This window comes from uncultured Duncaniella sp. (assembly GCF_910578445.1).
GTDB lineage: Bacteria > Bacteroidota > Bacteroidia > Bacteroidales > Muribaculaceae > Duncaniella.
Map to the genome: position 1 here is coordinate 1 of NZ_CAJTQC010000007.1, position 23,066 is coordinate 23,066.

A 23,066-nucleotide genomic window follows, 5' to 3' on the forward strand; every position below is an offset into this window, starting at 1 on the left:
GGAACTTTTGACAAACAACTTCACTCTTGCCGCCTCCACGATAGCCGCAATCTACAAGGCAAGATGGAATATTGAGATTTTCTTCCGCAATCTAAAGCAGCTTCTGCGCATAAAGAGCTTCATCGGCACCACACGCAACGCCGTGGAAATCCAGATCTGGACTGCACTGATAACCATGCTCATCCTGACATGGCTGAAACACATCGCCAAGTACAAGTGGGCAATGGCTAATCTTGTTGTCTCTCTGCGACTTAACACCTTTACCAAAATCGACCTCAACAAATGGCTTGACGAACCCTTCACACCGCCTCCCGAAGAGCCGTTTTTGCCTTAGGGGGATTACTCTGATGTCATTTTTGCAAAGGCTGATGCCTCTGCACGTTGAGTAGCACTCAAAAATTATTTAGGACAATATTGCATTAAGACCGATATTAGTTTTCGTCTGTTTCAATTATTCATGGAAAAGTGTTAAATTTGTCACCTCTATCCAGACATCACCACTGGCAATACATTAATTAATATAACTACACATACTTTAGCATTACCAACCTATGCTTGCCAAACGTATAATCCCATGTCTTGACGTCAAAAACGGCCGCACCGTGAAAGGGGTGAATTTTGTAGGGCTAACCGATGTAGGCGACCCGGTCGAACTCGGTGCGCGCTACGCAAAAGAAGGAGCTGACGAGCTCGTGTTTCTCGACATCAGTGCGTCACTCGAAGGCCGTAACACTTTCGCACAACTCGTCGGCCGAATAGCCGACAGGCTCAACATCCCGTTTACCGTCGGTGGTGGAATCTCGACACTTGAAGACGCCTCGCGCCTGCTCGATGCAGGAGCTGACAAAATCACTGTCAACTCTGCCGCAGTCCGCAATCCAAAACTAATCTCAGAAATCGCCACCCGCTACGGCAGCCAGTTTGTCGTTGTGGCTATCGATGCCCGTCTCACCGACGATAACATCTGGCATGTCACAACCCACGGAGGAAGCCGGCTCAGCGAACGTGAGCTTTTCAGCTGGGCACGAGAAGCCGAGAGTATGGGCGCTGGAGAAATCATGTTTACATCCATGAACCATGACGGGACTCGTTCCGGTTATCCCTGCGAGACCTTCGCACGCCTTGCCGAAGAAGTAAGCATCCCAATCATCGCATCAGGAGGCGCCGGCTCTGTCAATGATATAGCCGACGTACTCACGACCGGCAAGGCGGACGCCGCCCTTGCCGCATCAATTTTCCACTATGGAGAAATATCAATCTGCGACCTGAAAAAAGAACTTCAATCACGTGACATCCCTGTCAGACTTCAGGTCTGAAAAAGAATAAATAAACATTTAACGATATGACATTCGACGATTTTAAACTCGATAAATGCGCCGACGGACTCCTGCCGGTAATCATACAGGACTCCGTCACACTCCGTGTGCTGATGATGGGCTATATGAACCGTGAAGCTTTTGACCTCACCTGCACCACCGGCCATGTGACATTCTACAGCCGCACGCGCTCGTGTCTTTGGACCAAAGGTGAAACCAGCGGACACTTCCTTGATGTTGTCGAAATGTATGCCGACTGTGATTGCGACACCTTATTAATAAAGGCGATTCCACACGGCCCGACATGCCACAGAGGGACAGTCTCCTGTTTCGACACTCCGGCAGAAGATGGATTCATCAGATCACTATCGGCATTAATCCAACGACGCCATGCCGAAATGCCCGAAGACAGCTACACAACACGTCTTTTCATAAAAGGCGTAAAAAAAATAGCACAAAAGGTTGGCGAGGAGGCTGTCGAATCGGTAGTTGAGGCAGTTGACGGCAACCGCGACCGCTTTACCTATGAAGCCTGCGACCTCATCTATCATCTTCTCGTGCTTGTCGAGCAAATGGGCATCTCGCTTCCTGAGCTTGAACGGGAATTGCTAAAACGCCACAGCTAAGAAATGGCACGAACTAAATGAAATATTATCGATACAACCACCCCGGAGTCCGACGATTTGTAGCGGATTTCGGGGCTGTTGTTGGCAAAAAATCACTATATTTGCAAATTATTTTACCAATCATCAAGCCGATTATCGGCCACCAATCAAGTCAACAATTAAAAGTTCAATATAAATTATGCTGACAGCCAAGGAAATACGCGAATCTTTCAAAGAGTTTTTCCGCACCAAGGGACACCATATCGTCCCTTCAGCTCCGATGGTAATCAAAGATGACCCAACCCTGATGTTTACCAATGCGGGCATGAATCAATTCAAAGACATCATCTTAGGCAACAAGGCCGCAAAATATCAGCGCGTGGCCGACTCGCAGAAATGTCTGCGAGTTTCGGGCAAGCACAACGACCTTGAGGAAGTGGGCATGGATACCTACCACCACACCATGTTCGAAATGCTCGGCAACTGGTCGTTTGGCGACTATTTCAAAAAAGAAGCCATCGACTGGGCTTGGGAATATCTTGTCGATGTCCTCGGTCTTGACCCCGAACGCCTCTATGCGACAGTGTTCGAAGGTGCACCTGACGAAGGGCTCACACGTGACGACGAAGCGGCTTCATATTGGGAAAAACATCTCCCCGTCTCACATATAATAAACGGCAACAAGCACGATAATTTTTGGGAAATGGGCGACACCGGTCCTTGCGGCCCATGCTCTGAAATCCACATAGACCTCCGAAGCGAAGAAGAACGTGAAAAAATTGACGGTGCAAGCCTCGTCAACAAAGACAACCCGCTTGTAATCGAAATCTGGAACCTCGTATTCATGCAGTTCAACCGCAAGGCCGACGGCTCGCTTGAACCGCTTCCTGCCAAGGTTATCGACACCGGCATGGGATTCGAACGTCTCTGCATGGCGCTTCAAGGCAAAAAATCGAACTACGACACCGACGTGTTCACACCGCTTATCGGCCGCATCGCCGAACTGTCGGGTAAAGAATACGGAAAGGACGCCAAAGTAGACGTCGCTATGCGAGTGATTGCCGACCATGTCCGCACAATATCATTCTCGATTGCCGACAGCCAGCTTCCCGGCAACGCCAAAGCAGGCTATGTCATCCGCCGAATCCTCCGCCGTGCCGTACGTTATGCCTACACTTTCCTTGACCAGAAGCAGGCATTCATGTACAAACTTGTCAACACCCTCATTGACTCTATGGGTGAAGCATATCCTGAAATTGCAGCCCAGCGCGAACTGATCATGAAGGTAATCAAGGAAGAGGAAGATTCTTTCCTCCGCACTCTTGACAAGGGCATCGCCATCCTCGATGAAGCTATCAAGAATGCCAAGAAACAGGGCAAGAACGAGATTTCAGGCAAAGAAGCCTTCGTTCTATACGACACATACGGATTCCCACTTGACCTCACCGAGCTTATCCTCAAGGAAAATGACATGACCCTCGACAAAAAAGGGTTTGACACAGAAATGGAAGCTCAGAAAACCCGCGCCCGTAATGCAGCCGCAGTCGAAGCTACAGACTGGGTGACAGTGAGCGAAGGCGAGACTGAGTTTGTGGGCTACGACGCGACATCATGCCCGACACACATCCTCCGCTACCGTAAGGTCACTCAAAAGAACAAGGAATTCTACCAGATTGTACTCTCAACCACACCGTTCTATGCAGAAATGGGTGGTCAGGTCGGAGACAGCGGCTGGCTCATCGACGGAGATGAAAAAATCGAAATCTATGACACTAAGCGCGAAAACGGACAGGCTGTACATCTGAGCAAAAAACTCCCATCAAACGTAGAAGCCGAATTCATCGCGCAAATCAACGAAGCCAACCGTCGCGCCACAGAGTGCAATCACACAGCTACACACCTACTCCACGCCGCTCTGCGCGAAGTGCTCGGAACACACGTCGAGCAAAAAGGCTCATACGTTTCTCCCGGAATGCTCCGCTTCGACTTCTCTCACTTCCAGAAAGTGACTCCTGAAGAACTCCGCAAAGCCGAGCATATCGCCAACGCAAATGTGCGCAAGGCAATAGCTCTTGACGAACATCGCCACATGCTGATTGCCGAGGCCCTCGATATGGGTGCAATGGCTCTCTTCGGTGAAAAGTATGGCGAAGATGTCCGCGTTGTGAAATACGGTGACTCCGTGGAACTCTGCGGTGGCACACATGTTCCCAACACCGGAAATATCGGCACAATCCGCATCATCTCCGAGTCAAGCATCGCCGCAGGCATACGCCGCATCGAGGCTGTGACAGCCGAGGTCGCAGAAAATCTTGTAGACCAGCTCACAGACGACATGCGCAGCGTGGGCGAACTTCTCCACAACGCGCCCGACGTGCTTCAGGCTCTTCGCAAATCAATCGAGGAGAATGCCGAGCTGCGCAAACAAGCGGAAGAATACATGCAGGAGAGAATCCGCAATATCGCCCGCGAAGCTCTCGAAAAAGCCGAGACAGTACACGGAATTAAACTTGTCACTCTCACCGGCGTACGTGTCCCTGACGTTGTCAAGGGTGTAGCTTTCGGAATCCGTCAGCTGTCACCTGAAAAGACTGCTTTCATTGCAGCTACCGTCGACATGGCAGGCAAACCGCTCCTCACTGTCGCTCTCACTGACGACGTCGTGGCAGAAGGACACAATGCTTCTGCTATTGTCCGCGAGGCAGCTAAGGCCATCAAGGGTGGCGGCGGCGGCCAGCCCGGATTTGCCCAAGCAGGCGGAAAAGACAAGGATGGTATTGCAACAGCTTTCCAATCGCTGAGCAACGCCTTCAGAAAATAATGATAACAGCATTTTACCTCCCATACTTCCAAGGTTAATTCCCCAAAATCACAGATTCCGGATTTCTTCAACAACGAGGAAATCCGGAATCTTTTATTATTTCAACATCTCCTCTCAATCTTCTCACCATTCCCACTCATCTAATGCCACAGCTACGGTTCAATCTGTCATCCTCAAAAGAGTTCCAAAGAGGAATTATTAATTCACTGATTCATCCTCTAAATTGCACGCATCAAAAAAACGTTGCCTCGGAATATTCCGAGGCAACGTCGTTCGTAGGTTTGTAAGATGATTGAAAGTATCTGCGTTTTTCTTTCAGCACTTACACCATGCTATAAATATGATATATTATTTTTTCTTACCGGTCTTCTTACCTTTCTTAAAAGAATCGACATTATAGCCGAGATCCTCCATTTCAAGCGAAGCCCAGATAAACGGACCTACACCCTTAGCGTCATTGTCGCGGATAGGTTCGCTAAGATAGTAGGCATAAGAGCCATCGCGACGTTTATTTTCCTTAACCTTCGGAGCAGCCTTAAGGACGGCATCACTGATGCCCGGGCCAAGGCCGGCCACTACACAACAGTCGGTAAGCGAAATAGTCCCGTCAGGATTTTCCTTGATAAAATTGTTGATGATACCTTCGTAAGCCTTGATACCGGCTTCACGATATTTGGCATCTTTAACCCATCCCTTGCGGGCGGCCTTAAGAAGAGAATAGGCAAACATAGATGTACATGTCGACTCAAGGTAGTTGCCTTCACGTTCAGGAGAATCCATGACCTGATACCAAGTTCCGGTTTTCGGATCCTGCCATTTGATAATGTTGTCGAAACACTTGGTCAGAAGGTCAATGACTTCACCACGACGCTCATAGTCTTCGGGCAGCACGTCGAGAAGCTCGACGAGAGCCATCGTATACCAACCCTGAGCACGTCCCCAGCAGTGCTGCGACAAGCCGGTTTCATTATCGCTCCAGAACATTTCACGGCTCTCGTCCCATGCGTGACGGTTAAGGCCTGTTTTGGAGTCGAATGTGCGGTCATATGTACTCTTCACCTGTTCTACAGCATCGTCATAGATAGGCTTGGCCAATTCAGGAGTATAGATTGTAGTTGCGGTGAGGACTCTATAAGGCAAGCCCATGAAAATTCCATCAAGCCATACCTGATAAGCATATATCGCCTTGTGCCAGTACACACCTTCATTTGTACGCGGCTGCTCGTCGAGCTGACGCATGAGGGTGTTCATAGCCTTGAGATTCTTGTTTTCAGGGAAATGCTGATACATACGGGTCACAAAGTGGCCTGTGCGCACATTATCGAGATTATAATCAAGAAGCTTATATCCACGAATCACACCGTCGGGCGAAATCATTGTGTCGGTATATTGGATACAATAATTCTTGATGTCGTCTCCACCATATTTAAGATAAGTGTCGAGCATTGACTCAAGCTCGATTCCCATCACATAGCTCCACTTCGGACGATTGGAAAAATCGAGCATATAGCTCTCGGGTACTCGCTGCATTTCGGAGCGGGTCAGCCACTCGGAATAGTGCTTGGGGGTTTCAGAAGCTTTCTTTGCGGGGGCTGTTGCGGCGAATGCAGAGCCAATTGTGGCCAAAAGCACGCCTACAAGCATTAGCTTTAACTTTTTCATTACAGGTTCTGGATAAGATGATATTGTATTTAAGATACCACAAATTTACGAAGAAATGTCGTAACTGCCAAATTTACTATCAAATGGGCTATTTGGATTATAAAAATTTAAATGTTATCTTTGTATTAAACGACAATAATAAACCCCATTATTCATTTCTTGTAAATCCATGAAACTAAAACATCTTTTTGTAGTTGGACTGCTTTTAGGAGCGCCTGCCCTGACATCTGCTCAACTGCTTCCATATCAGAACCCTTCACTCTCCGCTGAGGAGCGTGCCGAAGACCTGTGTAAACGTCTCACGCTTGAAGAGAAATCGCTTCTGATGATGAACTCGTCGCCGGCAATCGAACGACTCGGGATTCCGGCATTCGACTGGTGGAGCGAAGCTCTCCACGGAGTAGGCCGAAACGGGCTTGCGACAGTGTTCCCTTCTTGTATCGGAATGGCCGCATCGTTTGACGATGACCTGATTGAAGAAATCTTCACAGCGGTCAGCGATGAAGCCCGAGCAAAGAACACATTGGCACGCAAGGAGGGCAAAGTAGGGAAATACAAATGTCTGTCGTTCTGGACACCAAATATCAACGTATTCCGTGACCCTCGATGGGGACGCGGACAGGAAACATATGGCGAAGATCCGTATATGAACGGACGCATGGGACTGCGTGTTGTCAAGGGACTGCAAGGCGATGGCAGCGACAAATATTATAAGCTTCACGCATGTGCCAAGCACTATGCCGTCCACAGCGGACCGGAAAAGACACGCCACCGTTTTGATATTGAAAACCTCCCGGCACGTGAACTTTGGGAAACCTATCTGCCCGCATTCAAAATGCTTGTTCAGGACGGAAATGTGCAGCAGGTCATGTGTGCCTATCAGCGGTTTGAAGGTTCTCCGTGCTGCGGATCGGACAAACTGCTCAATTCAATCCTCCGTTACAAATGGGGATTCGACGGACTTGTGGTCAGCGACTGCGGTGCTATCGGCGACTTCTATCGCGAAGGCCGCCATGAAGTGTCGAAAGACGCAAAAGCCGCTTCCGCGCTCGGCGTTCTCAGCGGAACTGACGTCGAATGTGGCGGAGTCTACAAAAATCTACCCGGCGCAGTGAAGCGCGGTGACATCAAGGAATCAGATATAGATGTCAGCGTCAAGCGACTTCTGAAAGGACGTTTTGAACTCGGTGATTTCGATCCCGACTCGCTCGTTTCATGGACATCGATTCCGATGAGTGTCGTTAGTTCAAAAAAACATCGTGACCTCGCACGTGAGATGGGACGTGAACAAATGGTCCTCCTGAAAAACAACGGCATTCTTCCTCTGTCTCCGGACGCAAAAAATGTCATGGTCATGGGTCCAAACGCAACAGACTCCACCATGATGTGGGGCATCTATTACGGACAGCCCGGCCACACCGTGACAATTCTTGAAGGACTGAACGAACGTACAGGACGCAAGCTACCATACAACAGGGCGTGTGCGATAACACAAATGACTGACCGCGAAAGCGTCTTCCAGAACATCACCGATTCCAAAGGCCGCCAAGGCATGGAAGCGACTTACTGGAACAACACAACCATGAGCGGTGAACCTGCTGCAGTCACAAACTACACTTCAACCATACAGCTCGACAACGGAGGCAACACAGTCTTCGCTCCCGGAGTCAATCTCACCAACTTCACAACCCGTATCAAGGGAACATATGTCGCCGACCGTGACGAAACACTCAACATGATTTATAATAATGATGACGGACTGCGCATAATCATAAACGGTGACACCGTGCACGAACGATGGAAAACCGATCCACTCAATTTCCGCGAACGTGAATTAAAAGTGAAAAAAGGCCAGAAATATGACATCGAAGTCAACTACATGCAGCTTGAGGATGACGCCACTCTCAATTTCGACATCCTCCGCACACGTCAGGTGACACCGGCCGATGCTGTAGCAGCCGCCAAGGATGCCGAAACCATCATTTTTGTCGGAGGCATCTCTCCTGCTTATGAACGAGAAGAAGCAAAGGTCAGAGAACCGGGATTTGATGACGGCGACCGCACATCAATCGAACTTCCCGCTCCTCAGCGTGAAATACTTCGCGCACTCCACGATGCCGGTAAAAAAATCGTCTTCATCAACTGTAGCGGCAGCGCCGTGGCTTTAACACCGGAAAATGACATCTGTGATGCAATTCTTCAGGCTTGGTATCCCGGCGAACAAGGCGGCCACGCAGTAGCCGACGTAATTTTCGGCGACTACAATCCTTCCGGAAAACTGCCCGTGACCTTCTATAAGGATGATTCGCAACTCCCTGCCTTCGATGACTATCTGATGGCCGGACGCACTTACCGCTATCTGAAGCAAGCGCCCCTCTATCAGTTCGGTCACGGACTCAGCTACACCACCTTCGACATATCGAAGCCCAAATATTCCAACGGCAAGGTGACAGTACGCGTGAAAAACACCGGCAAACGTGCCGGAACTGAAATCGTTCAGGTCTACATGCGTCGTCCCGCCGACACAGCCGGACCGAATAAGACGCTCAGAGGCTACGCCCGTGTTGACCTTGCTCCCGGCGAGGCAAAGAATGTCGAAATCGACTTCCCTCGAAACCTCTTCGAAAACTGGGACGAGGCTACACAGGAAATGCGCGTAGTGCCCGGCGACTACGAACTGATGGTCGGTTCTTCAAGCGCGGATAAAGACTTAAAGACAATCAAAGTCAAAATCTAAACGAGAAGCCAGACAATAAAACAACGGACGACAGATTTCTTATCGGCTTGAATAGCGGAATCAGGAAATCTGTCGTCCGTTGTTTTATTGTCCAAATTTAAAGCCGCAATCGACTATGAAATGGTAATTTCAACCGGACAATGGTCCGACCCGAGAATATCAGCACGGATATTGGCATCTTTAAGTCTCGAAGCAAAACGCTCGCTCACAAGAAAATAGTCAATACGCCACCCGACATTCTTCTCTCGCGCTCTTGCCCGATAGCTCCACCATGTGTATGCATCCTCAAGATCGGGATGGACTGCCCTGAACGTATCAACGAAACCTTGGGCGAGCAATTTGGTGAACTCACCGCGTTCTTCATCCGTAAAACCGGCATTGCGACGGTTGGCTTTCGGATTTTTCAGGTCAATTTCCTTGTGGGCCACATTCATGTCGCCACAGATAATGACCGGCTTTTCCGCATCAAGCCCTGCGATATACTTACGGAAAGCTTCTTCCCACACCATTCTATAAGGCAGTCGTGCAAGCTCGCCTTGAGAATTCGGGGTATAGACATTCACGAGGAAATAGTCACCCATATCCAGTGTGATTACACGTCCTTCATGATCATGCTCGTCAACACCTATGCCATAGGTGACAGCCACCGGCTCATGACGCGTATATATCGCCGTACCCGAATAGCCCTTTCTGTCGGCAAGATTCCAATACGAACGGTAGCCCTCAAATTCAAGGTCCAAAGCACCGGGACTCAGTTTCGTCTCCTGAATACAGAAAAAATCAGCGTCTAACGACGCGAAAATATCATTGAAACCTTTCGCACAAACCGCCCGAAGGCCATTGACATTCCAAGATACAAATTTCACAACAATTATTATAATTTAAGTATAATACTATTATTCAATAAATTAAACCGATCAATTATATTTATCGGCATACAAAGATAGCTATTTGCATGTTTTTTTCATTGTTTTCTGTAACTATTCTGATGATTTTGCGTCTAATTAGATGTAATGAGCTATAATCAGGATAAAATTTATTGATCAGCTCTACAATACAATCAGATTTCACGATTCAATAATTATGATAATAAGCCTAAAGGATATCAACAAGTCTTATCCCGGAGTAGTCCCCCTTCACGTATTGAAAGATATCAACCTCACTATCGACAAAGGTGAACTGGTTTCAATCATGGGTGCATCCGGCTCCGGAAAATCAACCCTTCTAAACATACTCGGCATCCTCGACAACTATGATTCAGGGGAATATTATCTTGACGGGGTATTGATAAAAAATCTTAGCGAGAACAAAGCCGCCGACCTGCGCAACTACATGATCGGATTCGTTTTCCAGTCGTTCAACCTCATCAACTATAAGAATGCCCTTGAAAACGTGGCGCTACCGCTTTTTTATCGAGGAGTTTCCCGACGTCAGCGCAACAAACTCGCAATGGAACAGCTTGAACGTATGGGGATGGGCGACCGAGCCACCCACCTGCCAAGCGAATTGTCAGGAGGACAGAAACAGCGTGTGGCCATAGCGCGCTCACTCATCACCAACCCGTCGATAATCCTTGCCGACGAGCCGACAGGAGCGCTTGACTCCAAGACATCCAAGGAAGTGATGCAGGTGTTCCGTGACCTCAACGCCGACGGCATGACCATCGTCATCGTTACCCACGACCCCGGTGTCGGCGAACAGACAAACCGCATAATCCGTATCACCGACGGTCGTATAATATAAATCCATCTGAAACCAAAAAGAAAAATCCAACCCCGGTTTTCTCTGTTGATAGAATTATCCAAATGTTTGATCTTGCGAATGAAATAATGGCCACCTTGCGCAACAATAAATTGCGCACCGCACTCACGGGCTTTGCCGTGTCATGGGGAATTTTTCTGCTTATCGTGTTGCTTAGCGTCTCGCGCGGGCTTGTCAACGGAATGGAATCGATGTTTGCCCAACGTGACACAGAGACTGTGTCGATCCGTGGCGGATACGCACAGAAAGCATTTAAAGGTCTTAAAGAAAACAGGCGCATACGCCTCAAGGATTCCGACATGGGCGTACTTGAGTCGCAGAATGCGAATGTCATAGCCGACGTAGCTGCACAAGTCTCAAACGACTCGGCAAAAGTCACCAGTTCAAAGGACTATCTGACAGGAGGCTACCGAGGCGTATATCCAACTGAACAACGCAACAGCGGCCTCAACATAGTCAAAGGCCGTTTCATAAATCAGAACGACATAAATCAGCGCAGGCGTGTAGCGGTCATCAACGAAGAGTCGGCAAAAACATTGTTTGGTGAAAAAGACCCTGTAGGCCAGCTGGTCGAAATCTGTGAGCTGTCATTTACCATTGTCGGCACATACAAACAGGAATGGCGGCGAGATGTCTACATCCCCTACTCCACGGCCCGCTCGATGAGCGGTGGTTCGGACAGGGTGAACAATATTACTGTCAAACTCAAAAACGTCAAGACCCTCGAAGAAAGTGACGCTGCTGAAAGCGGCTTCCGTTCCACACTCGGACGTCTACATTCCTTTGCGGATGATGACAGCGGATCACTGTGGATATGGAACAGATTCTCCGACTATATGCGTTCATCGACAGCAATGGGCGCAATCGGAATGGCCGTATGGGTCATAGGCTTGCTTACAATGCTGTCGGGCATAGTCGGTGTAAGCAATATAATGTTTGTCTCCGTGCGCGAACGCACACATGAAATAGGCGTGCGCCGTGCAATCGGTGCAAAACCGCGCAGCATCCTGAAACAGATTATACTCGAAAGCGTGGCCATAACCACACTGTTCGGATATGTAGGCATAGTCCTCGGAGTCCTTGTGTCGCAGGGAATAGCCATGCTGACAGAATCGGGAGGAGACGGTTCTCCTATCAAAGACCCGACCGTCGACATAGCAATTGCGATTCAGGTAACACTGGTTCTGATTGTCGCCGGGGCTCTCGCCGGACTATTCCCGGCCATGAAGTCTCTTAAAATTAAACCGGTAGAAGCCCTTCGCGACGAATAGGCCAATTCACATATCCTTTTTGATCAGACAGATGAAAAATCCTATATTTGACATAGAAAACTGGCGCGAAATCGGCACTACGCTTGCCCAGAACAAGACGCGCACATTCATGACTGCTTTCGGTATCTTCTGGGGTACGGCGATACTCGCAATGCTTATCGGAGGATCGAAGGGGTTGAAGAGCTTTATGAGCCGAAACTTCGAAGGCTTCGCAACTAACGTGGCCATCGTCTTTCCGGGCCGCACAACAAAGCCATACGCCGGTTTCAACAAAGGAATGGAACTCGAACTCAACCTGCAGGACATAATCAACATCCGTCGCGCAATCCCGGAAATCGAAAATTCCTCGGCCGTCAACAACCTCTGGGCCAACGCACTCTACGGACAGAAAAGTTCAAACGCAATGCTTACGGGTGTCGAAAGCGGTTATGACAAGATTTTCGTTCCTACAATATATGAGGGCCGTTTCATAAACGAAGCCGACAACACCCGTTCGCGCAAGGTCTGTGTGGTCGGCAAAAAAGTCGCCGACGAAATTTTCGGGACTGAATCAGGCCTCGGAAAAGAAATCTCACTCAACGGCATATATTATAAGGTGGTCGGCATAGCCGGTCAGACATCGGAAATAAGCATGGGAGCGGAGCTTGATGAATCTGTCATCATTCCCTACAACTCGATGCGTGCCAACTACAATCTCGGAACAAAAGTCGGAATGTTCATGATGACACTCAAAAGCGGATATGCCCCCGGTGACTATGAGAAGACCGTCAGACGGCTTATAGCCAGAAACCATCCTGTCGCCCCTGACGATGAAGGCGCAATGTACTTTTTCGATGTATCGGAAAAATTCAAAATGGTCGACAACATATTCCTCGGCATCACCCTGCTTGCCCTCGTGGTCGGTGCGGGAACGCTTTTGTCGGGAATCATAGGTGTCGGAAACATTATGTGGATTATCGTCCGCGAACGCACACATGAAATCGGCATCCGGCGAGCGATCGGAGCCAAACCGCGCGACATCATCATTCAGATTCTCTCGGAGAGTATGGTCCTGACGACTATCGCCGGTATAGCAGGCATCAGTTTCGCCATCATCCTCCTTGCCATCGCAGAACACATGTTTGCCGACGAACGTGGTGTCATAGCGTTCCAACTCTCGTTCATGCAGGCGGTCTACATTCTTGTCACCTTCCTCGTGCTCGGTACGGCCGCAGGACTCATCCCGGCCATCAAGGCTATGAATATAAAACCGATTGAGGCCCTCAACGACAAGTAATCGGAATCAATATACAACAACTTGAAATAAACGATAATAACAAACATAATCATATTAAAGCAATGAAGAAGTTTTTGCGGATTTTTATGTGGTGTCTGATCGCCGCAATATTTATCGGGACTTTCGTCTATCTTTTCGTAAAATCACAGCCTGACAAAGAAATATTCGAACTTGTCAGCCCATCGACAGGAACAATCGAACGCAACACGGTGCTTACCGGCAAGATTGAACCTCGCGACGAAATCGAAATCAAACCGCAGGTGTCAGGCATCATCTCCGAAATCAATGTCGAGGAAGGAGACATGGTGCAGGCAGGCGACATAGTGGCAAAAATCAAGATTGTGCCTGACGAGGGACAGCTTTCATCTGCTCTTTCAAGAGTAAAGACTGCGAAAATCAACCTTGAAGACGCACGTGTCAAACATGACCGCAACAAACTTCTTTACGATAAAAAGGTGATAAGCCGCGAGGAGTTTGAAAATACGTCGACCACTCTCTCGCAGGCCAAAGCCGAGCTTGAAGCTGCCGAGGATGCCTACTCAATCGTCAAGGAAGGTGTCTCGAAAACCAATGCCAAAGAAAGTAACACTCTTGTGCGCGCGACAATCACCGGTCTCGTCCTCGATGTTCCCGTCAAAGTCGGCAGCTCGGTCATTCAGGCAAATACGATGAACGACGGCACGACTGTTGCAACCGTTGCCGATATGAACAACCTCATTTTCGAAGGCAAAGTAGACGAAACGGAAGTCGGACTTCTTTCTGTCGGTCAGCCGATGGAAATATCAATTGGAGCGCTTCCCGATTTGAAACTCGACGCCGTCATCGAACTCATCGCCCCGAAAGGTGTAGAAACCAACGGTGCAAACACATTTGAAATCAAAGCCGCAATCAACGTTCCTTCTGGCGACAAACTGCGTGCCGGCTACAGCGCCAATGCGACAGTCAGCCTAAGCAAAGCCGAAAATGTGCTCACCATTCCTGAAAGCGTGATTGAATGGAAAGGCGACAGCACGTTTGTATATGTCATGACCGACAGTCTGCCCGAACAGAAGTTCGAACGCACAGCAATCTCCACTGGGACATCTGACGGCATAAACATTCAGGTCAACAGCGGTATCGACAAGAATGCGAAACTACGTGGCTCATCAATAAAAAAATAACCACCTAATAATTCGACGATGAAACGCATCATATATTCCCTCCTCTTTGCAGCCGGACTATCACAGACAGTGATGGCCGACGCTTGGAGTCTCGACAGCTGCGTGAACTATGCACTCAGCCACAATCTCAATGTCAGAAGCGCTGAAATCAGCCGCATGCAAAGCGAGCTGTCTGTCACGGAAGCAAAAGACGGATTTCTACCACAGCTTTCAGCAGGAGCGGGACAGAACTGGAGCTTTGGTCGAGGCCTCACGTCGGCAAACACTTATGCCAACCGCAACACCTCGTCATTTTCTTGGAACGTACAGATGTCACTGCCGATATTTCAGGGACTTCGCAACATCCGTCAGCTACGTTACGCACAATCGAGCCTCAGCATGGCTGAAATGCAGACCGAAGCCTCTCGCGATGAAGTACGTCTTAGCGTCATTACATCCTATCTGCAAGTCCTTTTCAACAAGGAGATTCTTGAGGTGAGCCGCGAACAGCTCCGTCTGTCCAACATACAGCTCGAACGCCAGCGGGCATTGCTCGAAGGCGGCAAAGTCCCTGAAGTAGACGTAATCCAAGCCAATGCGCAGGTAGCTCAAAATGAAGTGCAGGTGGTCAATTCCGAAAACGACTATACCACGTCAATCATCGAGCTCGCCAAACTTCTTGAACTCGACAATCTTGAAGGATTCGACGTAATGCCTATCGATGATGACACAATGTCGCTTTTAAACGCGGAGGAGGTATATCGCAACGCTCTTGCCAACTATCCTGCTATCTCGGCCGCACGTCAGGCCATTAAAGTCGCTGACGACGGTATTACACTGGCCAAAAGCGGATATCTTCCCACTCTCAGCTTCAACGCCGGCCTCGGAAGCAGCTACTACACCGTATCGGGAGATGAAAGTAAAAAGTTTGGCTCTCAGATGAGAGATAATTTCTCAAAAAGCCTTGGTTTTTCACTCAATATTCCGATTTTTGATGCCTTTTCAACACGCAACCAGATACGTCAGGCAAAAGTCAGAAAACTTTCAGCCGAGCTTCAGCTCGAACAACAGCAGAGCGAACTGCATCGCGCAATCCGCCTCGCCTATCAGCAGGCCGTAGGTGCTGAAAAGAAATACGAGGCCGGGAAAATCGCAGTCGACGCATCAAAAGCGGCGCTTGACGCGATGACCGAAAAATATACCTACGGCAAAGCTAACGCTACAGAATGGGAACAGACTCAATCAGACTATATTACCACTCTCGCGCAGCAGGTTCAGGCCAAATATGAACTTATACTCAGAAACAAGGTACTCCAGTTCTACAACAGGCAATAACGTTTCACCACATACAAGATCACGGCTCTTCCGATATATGCTTAATCAGATTTCGGAAGAGCCGTGATTATTTTCAGACATTTCGCTACATGCAATTCCCGGTGTCGGGAACACCAATGTCACACATGAATGACGGTTATTTCTTCTTTCGAGGACGGTGGGTCGACCAATAGTGGAAATCACACTGCGACTCGACATCCGATTCTATATCGTCGGGCAACGATGCGAAGAAATCATGTCCTGTAAGAGCTTCGACCGAATCAATCGTGACAGCACAGGCCTGCATTCCGCCTTCAACTTTTCCGTTTGGCATTATAAATCCTATGCCACGTGCCGGAGTCGTATAAGGAGATATGATGACTTTAAAAAATTTACGCGGGACATAGACACGTGAGTCACCGATATATTCAATCGGCTTGCCATCAATAATCGGTCCGCAAACAATATATATGACACTGTCGGCCTCAGCCCATTGACGGCATTTCTCTTCAAGATTCTTCCAGCTGCCGGCATTCAGCGTCTTGACCTGAGGACAGATATTTGTCATATAGAATGTCTGTGACATTGCATCCTTATCCCAACGCATATCTCCGGCCGGCGCCATGTGGCCACGGTCATATCCTGAATAGCTGTAGTCCCATGTCTCGGCACTACCCTCAATCTCCGGGTCGGCTGAAAATTTATTTGAGCGCGTCACATTGCCGGATGTCTCATCTGCAGTGAGTTCCCATGAGACCCAGTTCGGAATATGATACTGAGGGTTGAACGACAAGTCCATCCCTTTATAGCTCTTGGTGACTTCCTTTAGTGAAGGATTTGTCTTCACGGCCATGAGGTTGCCATACTCACCATGCGCCACATTAGCGATATCCGCATTCTGTTCCTTACCGTCAAGTTTCTCACCGAGATAGGTACACGCGGCTATAAGAACCACTGCTAATAACGCACGATATAACTTATTTGAAGTTGAGTTTGATGTCGACGACTTTTTCTTTTTACTTTTTCTCTTTGTTGCCATTGTTAAATTAAATTCTTATAACACTCCAAGAAACTGACCGATCCTCCATGATTGGAGCTGACGGACAGTTAAGAGGCTGTTTAAAAATCCAGTCCGTTAATAACAGATCCGATTTCAGCTGCATCGGCCACAGATATGCCCGTACCGATAGGCAGACTGACAATTTCATCCGCAATACGCTCTGTGACAGGAAGCGGCCCATGAACAAGCGAAGCATAACACAGCTGACGATGCGGAGGCACAGCATAGTGTATGTCAGTCCCGATTCCCTCATTCTCCATTTGTCTCATGAAACTCTCCCTTCTATCAGCCGGAACTCTGATGACATACTGATGCCATACACAATCATTGACCTCGTTTGTCATCAGAGGCAGAACTATATCCCGACGGTCGATTGTCCGGCGATAGGCCAAAGCACGAGCAAAACGGTCTGCATTCTCCGAATTAAGGTGCGGGAGTTTCACGCGGAGCATTGCAGCCTGAATCGGGTCAAGGCGACAGTTGAAACCTCGGTAGAGGTTGTGATACCTGCGGTCAGAGCCATAATTGGCAAGTGCGCGGACAGTCCGCGCAAGCTCCTCGTCGTGGGTCAAAACAGCTCCGGCATCACCGAGCGCGCCTACATTTTTCGTAGGATAGAAACTTATGCCTGCCGCATCACCGAGCGCACCGGCATGATGAGATTCATGAAATCCGGAGTAAAGAGTCCGCGCACCGAGAGCCTGCGCACAATCCTCAATCACTTTCAGACCATGCCTACGGGCTACATCGACAAGAGTATCATCCCAAGCCACACGCCCATAAAGATGGACCGTCATTATCGCACGCGTCCTTTCGGTGAGAGCCTGTTCAAGAAGGCCTGTGTCAATATTCATCGTGCGCTCGTCAATGTCAACAGCCACGGGTGTGAGGCCTGCATCGCTAATAGCAAGCACAGATGCGATGTAGGTGTTTGCCGGATAAATCACCTCGTCACCGTCGCTCAACACACCCATCTCTTTATACGCCCGTAATATCAGCCTGAGCGCATCAAGGCCATTGCTCACTCCGACAGCGAAAGGCGCACCGGTATATGAAGACAAATCGCTTTCAAATGCTTCGATTTCCGGCCCTCCTATGTAACGGCCACTGCGGATCACACGCTCAGCCGCAGCAACCATCTCGTCGGCATAGGGTTCATTCACCCTGCCCAAATCAAGAAAAGGATACTTCAAATTCATATGCGTCTGCCACTTTCGACTGCAAGGCGTTTGAATTCCTCATAGTCTCGGATATATTCATCAGGATCATAAAGGATAGAAGTCATTACAAGACACACGCTTCCCGATGCGAAATTGTCGAGCGTACGCCAATAGCCCGGTGGAATGTACAGTCCTTCAAACGGACGGTTAAGCGTATAAGTCATCCAAGTAAAACCGTCATAAAGATTCACATTGAAGCAACCGTTCACTGCCACAAGAAGCGACTTGGCTTCCTTGTGGGAATGCCCTCCACGGGCCTCGCCGGCAGGGACATCGTAAGTCCAGTAGCATCTGGCAATTTCAAAAGGTATCTGGTCATTGTCCTGCACAAATGTAAGGCTTCCACGGGGGTCATATATCCGAGGAAGTTGTATCAGACAAGGTCTGTCAATATCCATAGGTTGAGATGTATTATATATTATGGTGATATGGTGTTACAAAGGTAATGATTTATGGCTTGTGATAAATCATTAATCCAAGAAAATCGCATCTTATGTTGTAAAACACATGTTTTGGACGCATAAAAACGAAAATTAATTACTATTTTGCGGTCGATTTCAAAAAACTCTCACAAAGAGCCTTCGAAATCCGACAAAAAAATCTCTCCTCGCAACATTAAACCATTCTTCTTACCTAAAAACTAAACCGAAACTAATATGAAGGTCTACCAAACTAACGAGATTAAAAACATCGCCTTGCTCGGTAGCAAAGGCTCTGGTAAAACCACACTTGCTGAAGCTATGCTTTACGAGTGTGGAGTTATAAAACGTCGCGGTACGATCGAAGCAAAAAACACCGTGAGCGATTCATTTCCCGTCGAGAAAGAATATGGCTACAGTGTATTCTCGACGGTTTTCTATGCAGAATTTCTCAATAAAAAACTTAACGTGATTGATTGTCCGGGAGCTGACGACTTCGTAGGCAATGCAATTACCGCACTGAATGTGACTGACACCGGTGTGATACTTATCAATTCACAATACGGTGTTGAAGTCGGCACTCAGAATATATTCCGCACCACCCAGTCGCTCAAGAAACCTGTGATTTTTGCCCTTAACCAGCTCGACGGAGAAAAAGCCGACTATGAGAACGTCATGGAACAGATGCGCGAGCATTTCGGAAAGAAAATCGTAGCGATTCAATATCCAATCCAATGCGGCTCCGGATTCAACGCCATGATTGACGTGCTTCTCATGAAGAAATATTCATGGGGCCCAGAAGGCGGAACTCCGACTATCGAAGATATTCCTGAAGAAGAACAAGAAAAAGCACATGAACTGCATCAGGCTCTCGTCGAGGCCGCTGCCGAAAACGACGAGACTCTCATGGAGAAATTCTTTGAACAAGGACACCTGAGTGAAGACGAAATGCGCGAAGGCATACGCAAAGGTCTGGTAGACCGCTCGATATATCCTGTCTTCTGCGTGAGCGCAGCCAAAGACATGGGCGTGCGCCGCATGATGGAATTCCTCGGAAACGTCGTCCCGTTTGTTGAAGAAATGCCCGCACCTGAAACTACCGAAGGTGTCAAGGTCAGCCCCGACAGCAACGGACCATTGTCGCTCTATTTCTTCAAGACAACCGTCGAACCGCATATCGGTGAAGTCAGCTATTTCAAGGTTATGTCGGGAACACTCACTCCCGGTGTCGACCTCGAAAATGTGACACGCGGATCTCGCGAACGCATCGCCCAGCTCTACTGCGTCTGCGGAAACATCAAGACTCAGATTGATAAACTTTGCGCCGGAGATATCGGTGCGACCGTGAAACTGAAAGATGTCCGCACAGGCAACACCCTTGATGCCAAAGACTGCGACTACCGTTTTGACTTCATCCGTTTCCCCGAGCCCAAATATCGCCGTGCAATCCGTCCGGTGACCGAAAGCGACGCCGAAAAACTCATGGGCATACTCACCCGCATGCACGAGGAAGATCCGACTTGGGTCATCGAACAGTCCAAAGAGCTGAAACAGACCATACTTTCCGGTCAGGGAGAATTCCATCTGCGCACACTGAAATGGCGTGTCGAAAACAACGACAAGCTACCCATCATATTCGATGAACCGCGCATCCCCTATCGCGAGACAATCACCAAGGCCGCACGCGCCGACTACCGTCACAAGAAACAGTCGGGCGGTGCAGGACAGTTTGGAGAGGTACACCTCATAATCGAACCCTACACCGAAGGCATGCCTGCCCCCGACACTTATAAGTTCGGCAATCAGGAATACAAGATGAGCGTGCGCGACACTCAGGAGATACCTTTGGCATGGGGAGGAAAACTCGTTGTGCACAACTGTATCGTCGGTGGTGCGATTGATGCCCGCTTCATCCCCGCAATCGTCAAAGGCCTTATGGACCGCATGGAGCAAGGCCCGCTCACCGGAAGTTACGCACGTGATGTGAGAGTATGTATCTACGACGGCAAGATGCACCCGGTTGATTCAAACGAAATCTCATTCCGCCTCGCAGGACGCAATGCTTTCAGCGAAGCTTTCCGCAACGCGAATCCAAAAGTGCTTGAACCTGTCTATGATGTAGACGTAATGGTTCCCGGCGATGTGATGGGCGATGTTATGAGCGACCTTCAGGGACGCCGTGCGATAATCATGGGCATGTCAAGCGACAATGGCTTCGAGAAAATCTCAGCCCGCGTTCCGCTAAAGGAAATGTCGTCATATTCAACAGCGCTCTCATCAATTACAGGTGGCCGCTCAGCATTCACAATGAAATTTGCTTCTTACGAACTCGTTCCGTCCGACGTGCAGGAGAAACTGCTCAAAGAATATGCAGAAAAAGCACAAGCTGACGAATAATCTTAACAAACAACAATACAACTCACAATTCTAACCAAACACATTGATGAGTGTCACCGAAGCGAATTCGGCGACACTCATTGTTTTTTAACGGAATTTCAATTCTTAATTACCGATTCATTAGCTTCACGCTCTCCGGGTCATCCTTACCAAGCACATATTTTTGCTCTAAAAATTATATGCTATAACAATAATAAGTCTCAGCATTGATTGTATGCTGAGACTTATTATTGTTAACGTCAACCGGTTATATCCGGCTTCCGGAATAGAACTGATAATTTTTCAGTTTATGGTTCCGTTGGTTTTTAATGTAGTGATGACAATCACACCGTTTGCTCCTTTCATTCCATAGGCCGAGCCATCCTTGAGCACCTCGATTCTGACAATGTCATTGACCGATACACCGGCGTCAACATCACTGCTGCTTTCATACTGAGCTCCGTCGACGATAAACAGTGGTTCGGAATCAAGCGACAACGAATTTCCTCCTCTTATCGAAATCATCTGGCCATTGTCACCATATGTCACATTGACACCGGCAATCGCACCTCTGAGAAGTTCGTAGATTGAAGTCGCTGACGAACGCACGATCTGCTCACGGACAAGGACATTCGAATTGTAGTTCGATTTCGCGACCTTGACATAGTCACGCTTATCCTGCGTGACGCCATTGTCGAGAATATAGTATTTCTTATCGAGTGTAACCGTTACATTCGTCATGTCCTTCACCGGAAACACAGCATCGAGCTTGTCGGAAACAGCGATGACTATCGTATCGGCCGGTGTTATCCCTGCAATCTGAAACTGTCCTTTGGAGTCGGTCATCACCCCGTCCATGGTGTTTTTCCTCCAGAGTTTCACTTCCTTTCGCGGTTTGTGCTTGGAATTGAGCACTACCCCCTTCAGGTCGCCTCCGAACGAAGGAAAAAACACCGATGACAGGAGCAATAGACCGGTTAGACGGTTAAGGTTCAGTCTCATTTCAGCATTTCAGTGTTTGAACCGTAGGCATCGTCCATGTACATAACGGGAATGTTACGTCCGCCATTTCCGTTGATGTAGTAGATTTCCCAGTTATCGACGAACATGTTTCCAACGCACTGGTTAAGATTTCTGGCATTTGCCACAAGGCTGCTTGTGAGTGTCTCCACACCATCGATATAGGCATGGAATATGAAGTTCTCATCAACACCCATGCTGACATTCTTATATTCGCCTGCGACGAATTTATTGAACGTGTCAAGCTTGTGACGCTCATTATAGTAATATTGTTTGCCATCTGCACCTCTATACTGGACAGTGAGCAGCACATTGAAATCGGGTGTACCCTCTACTGATGTCCCCACTTCCTCAGGAACTGCGGGATAGCCGTCAATCACATCTGATGGATACCAGCGCATGTAGATTTGACTGATGTATGCACCGTTGTTTTCAGCATCCGAACGCATGTTCCAGCGATATTCAAGCATGGCATAATCTTCCTTGCTTCCGCACTTAACCATCTGTGTGTTGGGGACATTGCTGTCAAAACCGATCTTAAGACGGGTGCTGAACGGAATGTGAAGGGTATTGTCGCCAAACACGCGACGCACATAGCGTCTTACCTCTGAAGCCGAGTTGACCTGCACCTGAAGATACTGATTGCCGTTTGACTCCTTCTTGAGTGCATTCTTGTTGCCGCTCTGGAGTGTGAATGAATGAGCCGCCTTCTCGAACTTGTCGAAATAGTAGCTTGAGACATACATCTTGTGCTGGCGGGTCTCGGACTTGCCTCCTACGGTAGCCTTACAGGTAATTGTATAGATACCCGGAGTGTCGGGAGCTTTCCAAGTCATCTCGTTGAGACCCTGAGGCTGTGTGAGAGTACCACCGTCGCAACTCCACTGATAATCTGTGTGCCAGAGGTCGCTCGAACGTACACACATCCACACTTTCACTTTCTGATTGCAATAAAACTCATCGCCGTCGGCGCTCAGAGAGTCAATCTCAATGAAATCGTCATCACCGCATGAAGCGAGGAATGGCGCGAAGCAGAAAAGCAGGATTAATCTATATAAGTATTTCATAA

The 23,066-nt window shown here is 48.5% G+C and carries 18 protein-coding genes; 11 read left to right on the top strand and 7 right to left on the bottom strand.

All coding sequences use genetic code 11. The features are described 5' to 3' along the window. From QZ311_RS04725 to alaS, 4 genes are all read left to right on the top strand, one after another. On the top strand, positions 1-334 hold a 334-nt coding region (locus QZ311_RS04725), incomplete at its 5' end, for a transposase (RefSeq protein ID WP_297064688.1). A gap of 217 nt (positions 335-551) precedes the next feature. Continuing rightward, positions 552-1,316 carry an imidazole glycerol phosphate synthase subunit HisF gene (gene hisF, locus QZ311_RS04730; protein ID WP_297064691.1) on the top strand — a complete coding sequence of 255 codons (765 nt, stop codon included), beginning with the start codon at positions 552-554 and terminating at the stop codon, positions 1,314-1,316. Between the two features lie 26 nt (positions 1,317-1,342). Beyond that, positions 1,343-1,942 (top strand): bifunctional phosphoribosyl-AMP cyclohydrolase/phosphoribosyl-ATP diphosphatase HisIE, encoded by a 600-nt coding sequence (gene hisIE / locus QZ311_RS04735; protein ID WP_297064694.1) that lies wholly within the window; start codon positions 1,343-1,345, stop codon positions 1,940-1,942. A gap of 178 nt (positions 1,943-2,120) precedes the next feature. Continuing rightward, positions 2,121-4,742, top strand: a complete 2,622-nt coding sequence (alaS, locus tag QZ311_RS04740; RefSeq protein WP_297064698.1) for an alanine--tRNA ligase — start codon at positions 2,121-2,123, stop codon at positions 4,740-4,742. Between the two features lie 348 nt (positions 4,743-5,090). Here the strand turns inward: alaS and QZ311_RS04745 are convergent, their stop codons facing one another. Further along, positions 5,091-6,404: a glycoside hydrolase family 88 protein gene (locus QZ311_RS04745; protein ID WP_297064701.1), complete on the bottom strand. Its 1,314-nt coding sequence runs from the start codon at positions 6,402-6,404 to the stop codon at positions 5,091-5,093. A gap of 169 nt (positions 6,405-6,573) precedes the next feature. On the opposite strand from QZ311_RS04745, the gene xyl3A reads away from it, so the two are divergent. Beyond that, positions 6,574-9,141 carry a xylan 1,4-beta-xylosidase gene (gene xyl3A / locus QZ311_RS04750; RefSeq protein ID WP_297064704.1) on the top strand — a complete coding sequence of 856 codons (2,568 nt, stop codon included), beginning with the start codon at positions 6,574-6,576 and terminating at the stop codon, positions 9,139-9,141. Between the two features lie 113 nt (positions 9,142-9,254). Here the strand turns inward: xyl3A and QZ311_RS04755 are convergent, their stop codons facing one another. Further along, a complete protein-coding gene (locus QZ311_RS04755; protein ID WP_297064707.1) occupies positions 9,255-10,007 on the bottom strand; it encodes an exodeoxyribonuclease III in 753 nt (250 codons plus the stop codon). 220 nt (positions 10,008-10,227) lie between these two features. On the opposite strand from QZ311_RS04755, the gene QZ311_RS04760 reads away from it, so the two are divergent. The 5 genes from QZ311_RS04760 to QZ311_RS04780 all read left to right on the top strand — a co-directional run bounded on the left by QZ311_RS04760 (position 10,228) and on the right by QZ311_RS04780 (position 15,923). Then, positions 10,228-10,884: an ABC transporter ATP-binding protein gene (locus QZ311_RS04760; RefSeq protein WP_297064857.1), complete on the top strand. Its 657-nt coding sequence runs from the start codon at positions 10,228-10,230 to the stop codon at positions 10,882-10,884. A 62-nt stretch (positions 10,885-10,946) separates the two neighbouring features. Then, positions 10,947-12,173 (top strand): ABC transporter permease, encoded by a 1,227-nt coding sequence (locus QZ311_RS04765; protein ID WP_297064708.1) that lies wholly within the window; start codon positions 10,947-10,949, stop codon positions 12,171-12,173. 31 nt (positions 12,174-12,204) lie between these two features. Further along, entirely contained in the window at positions 12,205-13,449 is a 1,245-nt protein-coding gene (locus tag QZ311_RS04770) for an ABC transporter permease (RefSeq protein WP_297064711.1), read from the top strand. Between the two features lie 62 nt (positions 13,450-13,511). Next, the gene (locus QZ311_RS04775; RefSeq protein WP_297064714.1) at positions 13,512-14,609 is read left to right on the top strand and encodes an efflux RND transporter periplasmic adaptor subunit; all 1,098 of its coding nucleotides are present in this window, start codon (positions 13,512-13,514) and stop codon (positions 14,607-14,609) included. An 18-nt stretch (positions 14,610-14,627) separates the two neighbouring features. Then, entirely contained in the window at positions 14,628-15,923 is a 1,296-nt protein-coding gene (locus tag QZ311_RS04780; RefSeq protein WP_297064717.1) for a TolC family protein, read from the top strand. A gap of 136 nt (positions 15,924-16,059) precedes the next feature. Here the strand turns inward: QZ311_RS04780 and QZ311_RS04785 are convergent, their stop codons facing one another. The 3 genes from QZ311_RS04785 to QZ311_RS04795 form a co-directional block, all read right to left on the bottom strand. After that, positions 16,060-16,941 carry a DNA/RNA non-specific endonuclease gene (locus tag QZ311_RS04785; RefSeq protein WP_297064720.1) on the bottom strand — a complete coding sequence of 294 codons (882 nt, stop codon included), beginning with the start codon at positions 16,939-16,941 and terminating at the stop codon, positions 16,060-16,062. A gap of 80 nt (positions 16,942-17,021) precedes the next feature. After that, the gene (locus tag QZ311_RS04790; RefSeq protein WP_297064722.1) at positions 17,022-18,161 is read right to left on the bottom strand and encodes a DegT/DnrJ/EryC1/StrS family aminotransferase; all 1,140 of its coding nucleotides are present in this window, start codon (positions 18,159-18,161) and stop codon (positions 17,022-17,024) included. Further along, complete coding sequence (locus tag QZ311_RS04795) at positions 18,158-18,580, bottom strand: FdtA/QdtA family cupin domain-containing protein (RefSeq protein WP_297064726.1); 423 nt, start codon at positions 18,578-18,580, stop codon at positions 18,158-18,160. The genes QZ311_RS04790 and QZ311_RS04795 overlap by 4 nt, the downstream gene beginning before the upstream one ends. A 258-nt stretch (positions 18,581-18,838) precedes the next feature. Here QZ311_RS04795 and QZ311_RS04800 point away from each other — a divergent pair, with 258 nt between their 5' ends. After that, the gene (locus tag QZ311_RS04800) at positions 18,839-20,998 is read left to right on the top strand and encodes an elongation factor G (protein WP_297064729.1); all 2,160 of its coding nucleotides are present in this window, start codon (positions 18,839-18,841) and stop codon (positions 20,996-20,998) included. Positions 20,999-21,280: 282 nt separating this feature from the next. Here the strand turns inward: QZ311_RS04800 and QZ311_RS04805 are convergent, their stop codons facing one another. Next, positions 21,281-21,979, bottom strand: a complete 699-nt coding sequence (locus QZ311_RS04805) for a TonB-dependent receptor plug domain-containing protein (protein ID WP_297064732.1) — start codon at positions 21,977-21,979, stop codon at positions 21,281-21,283. Continuing rightward, positions 21,976-23,064 (bottom strand): hypothetical protein, encoded by a 1,089-nt coding sequence (locus tag QZ311_RS04810; protein ID WP_297064735.1) that lies wholly within the window; start codon positions 23,062-23,064, stop codon positions 21,976-21,978. The genes QZ311_RS04805 and QZ311_RS04810 overlap by 4 nt, the downstream gene beginning before the upstream one ends. Positions 23,065-23,066: the final 2 nt, after the last annotated feature.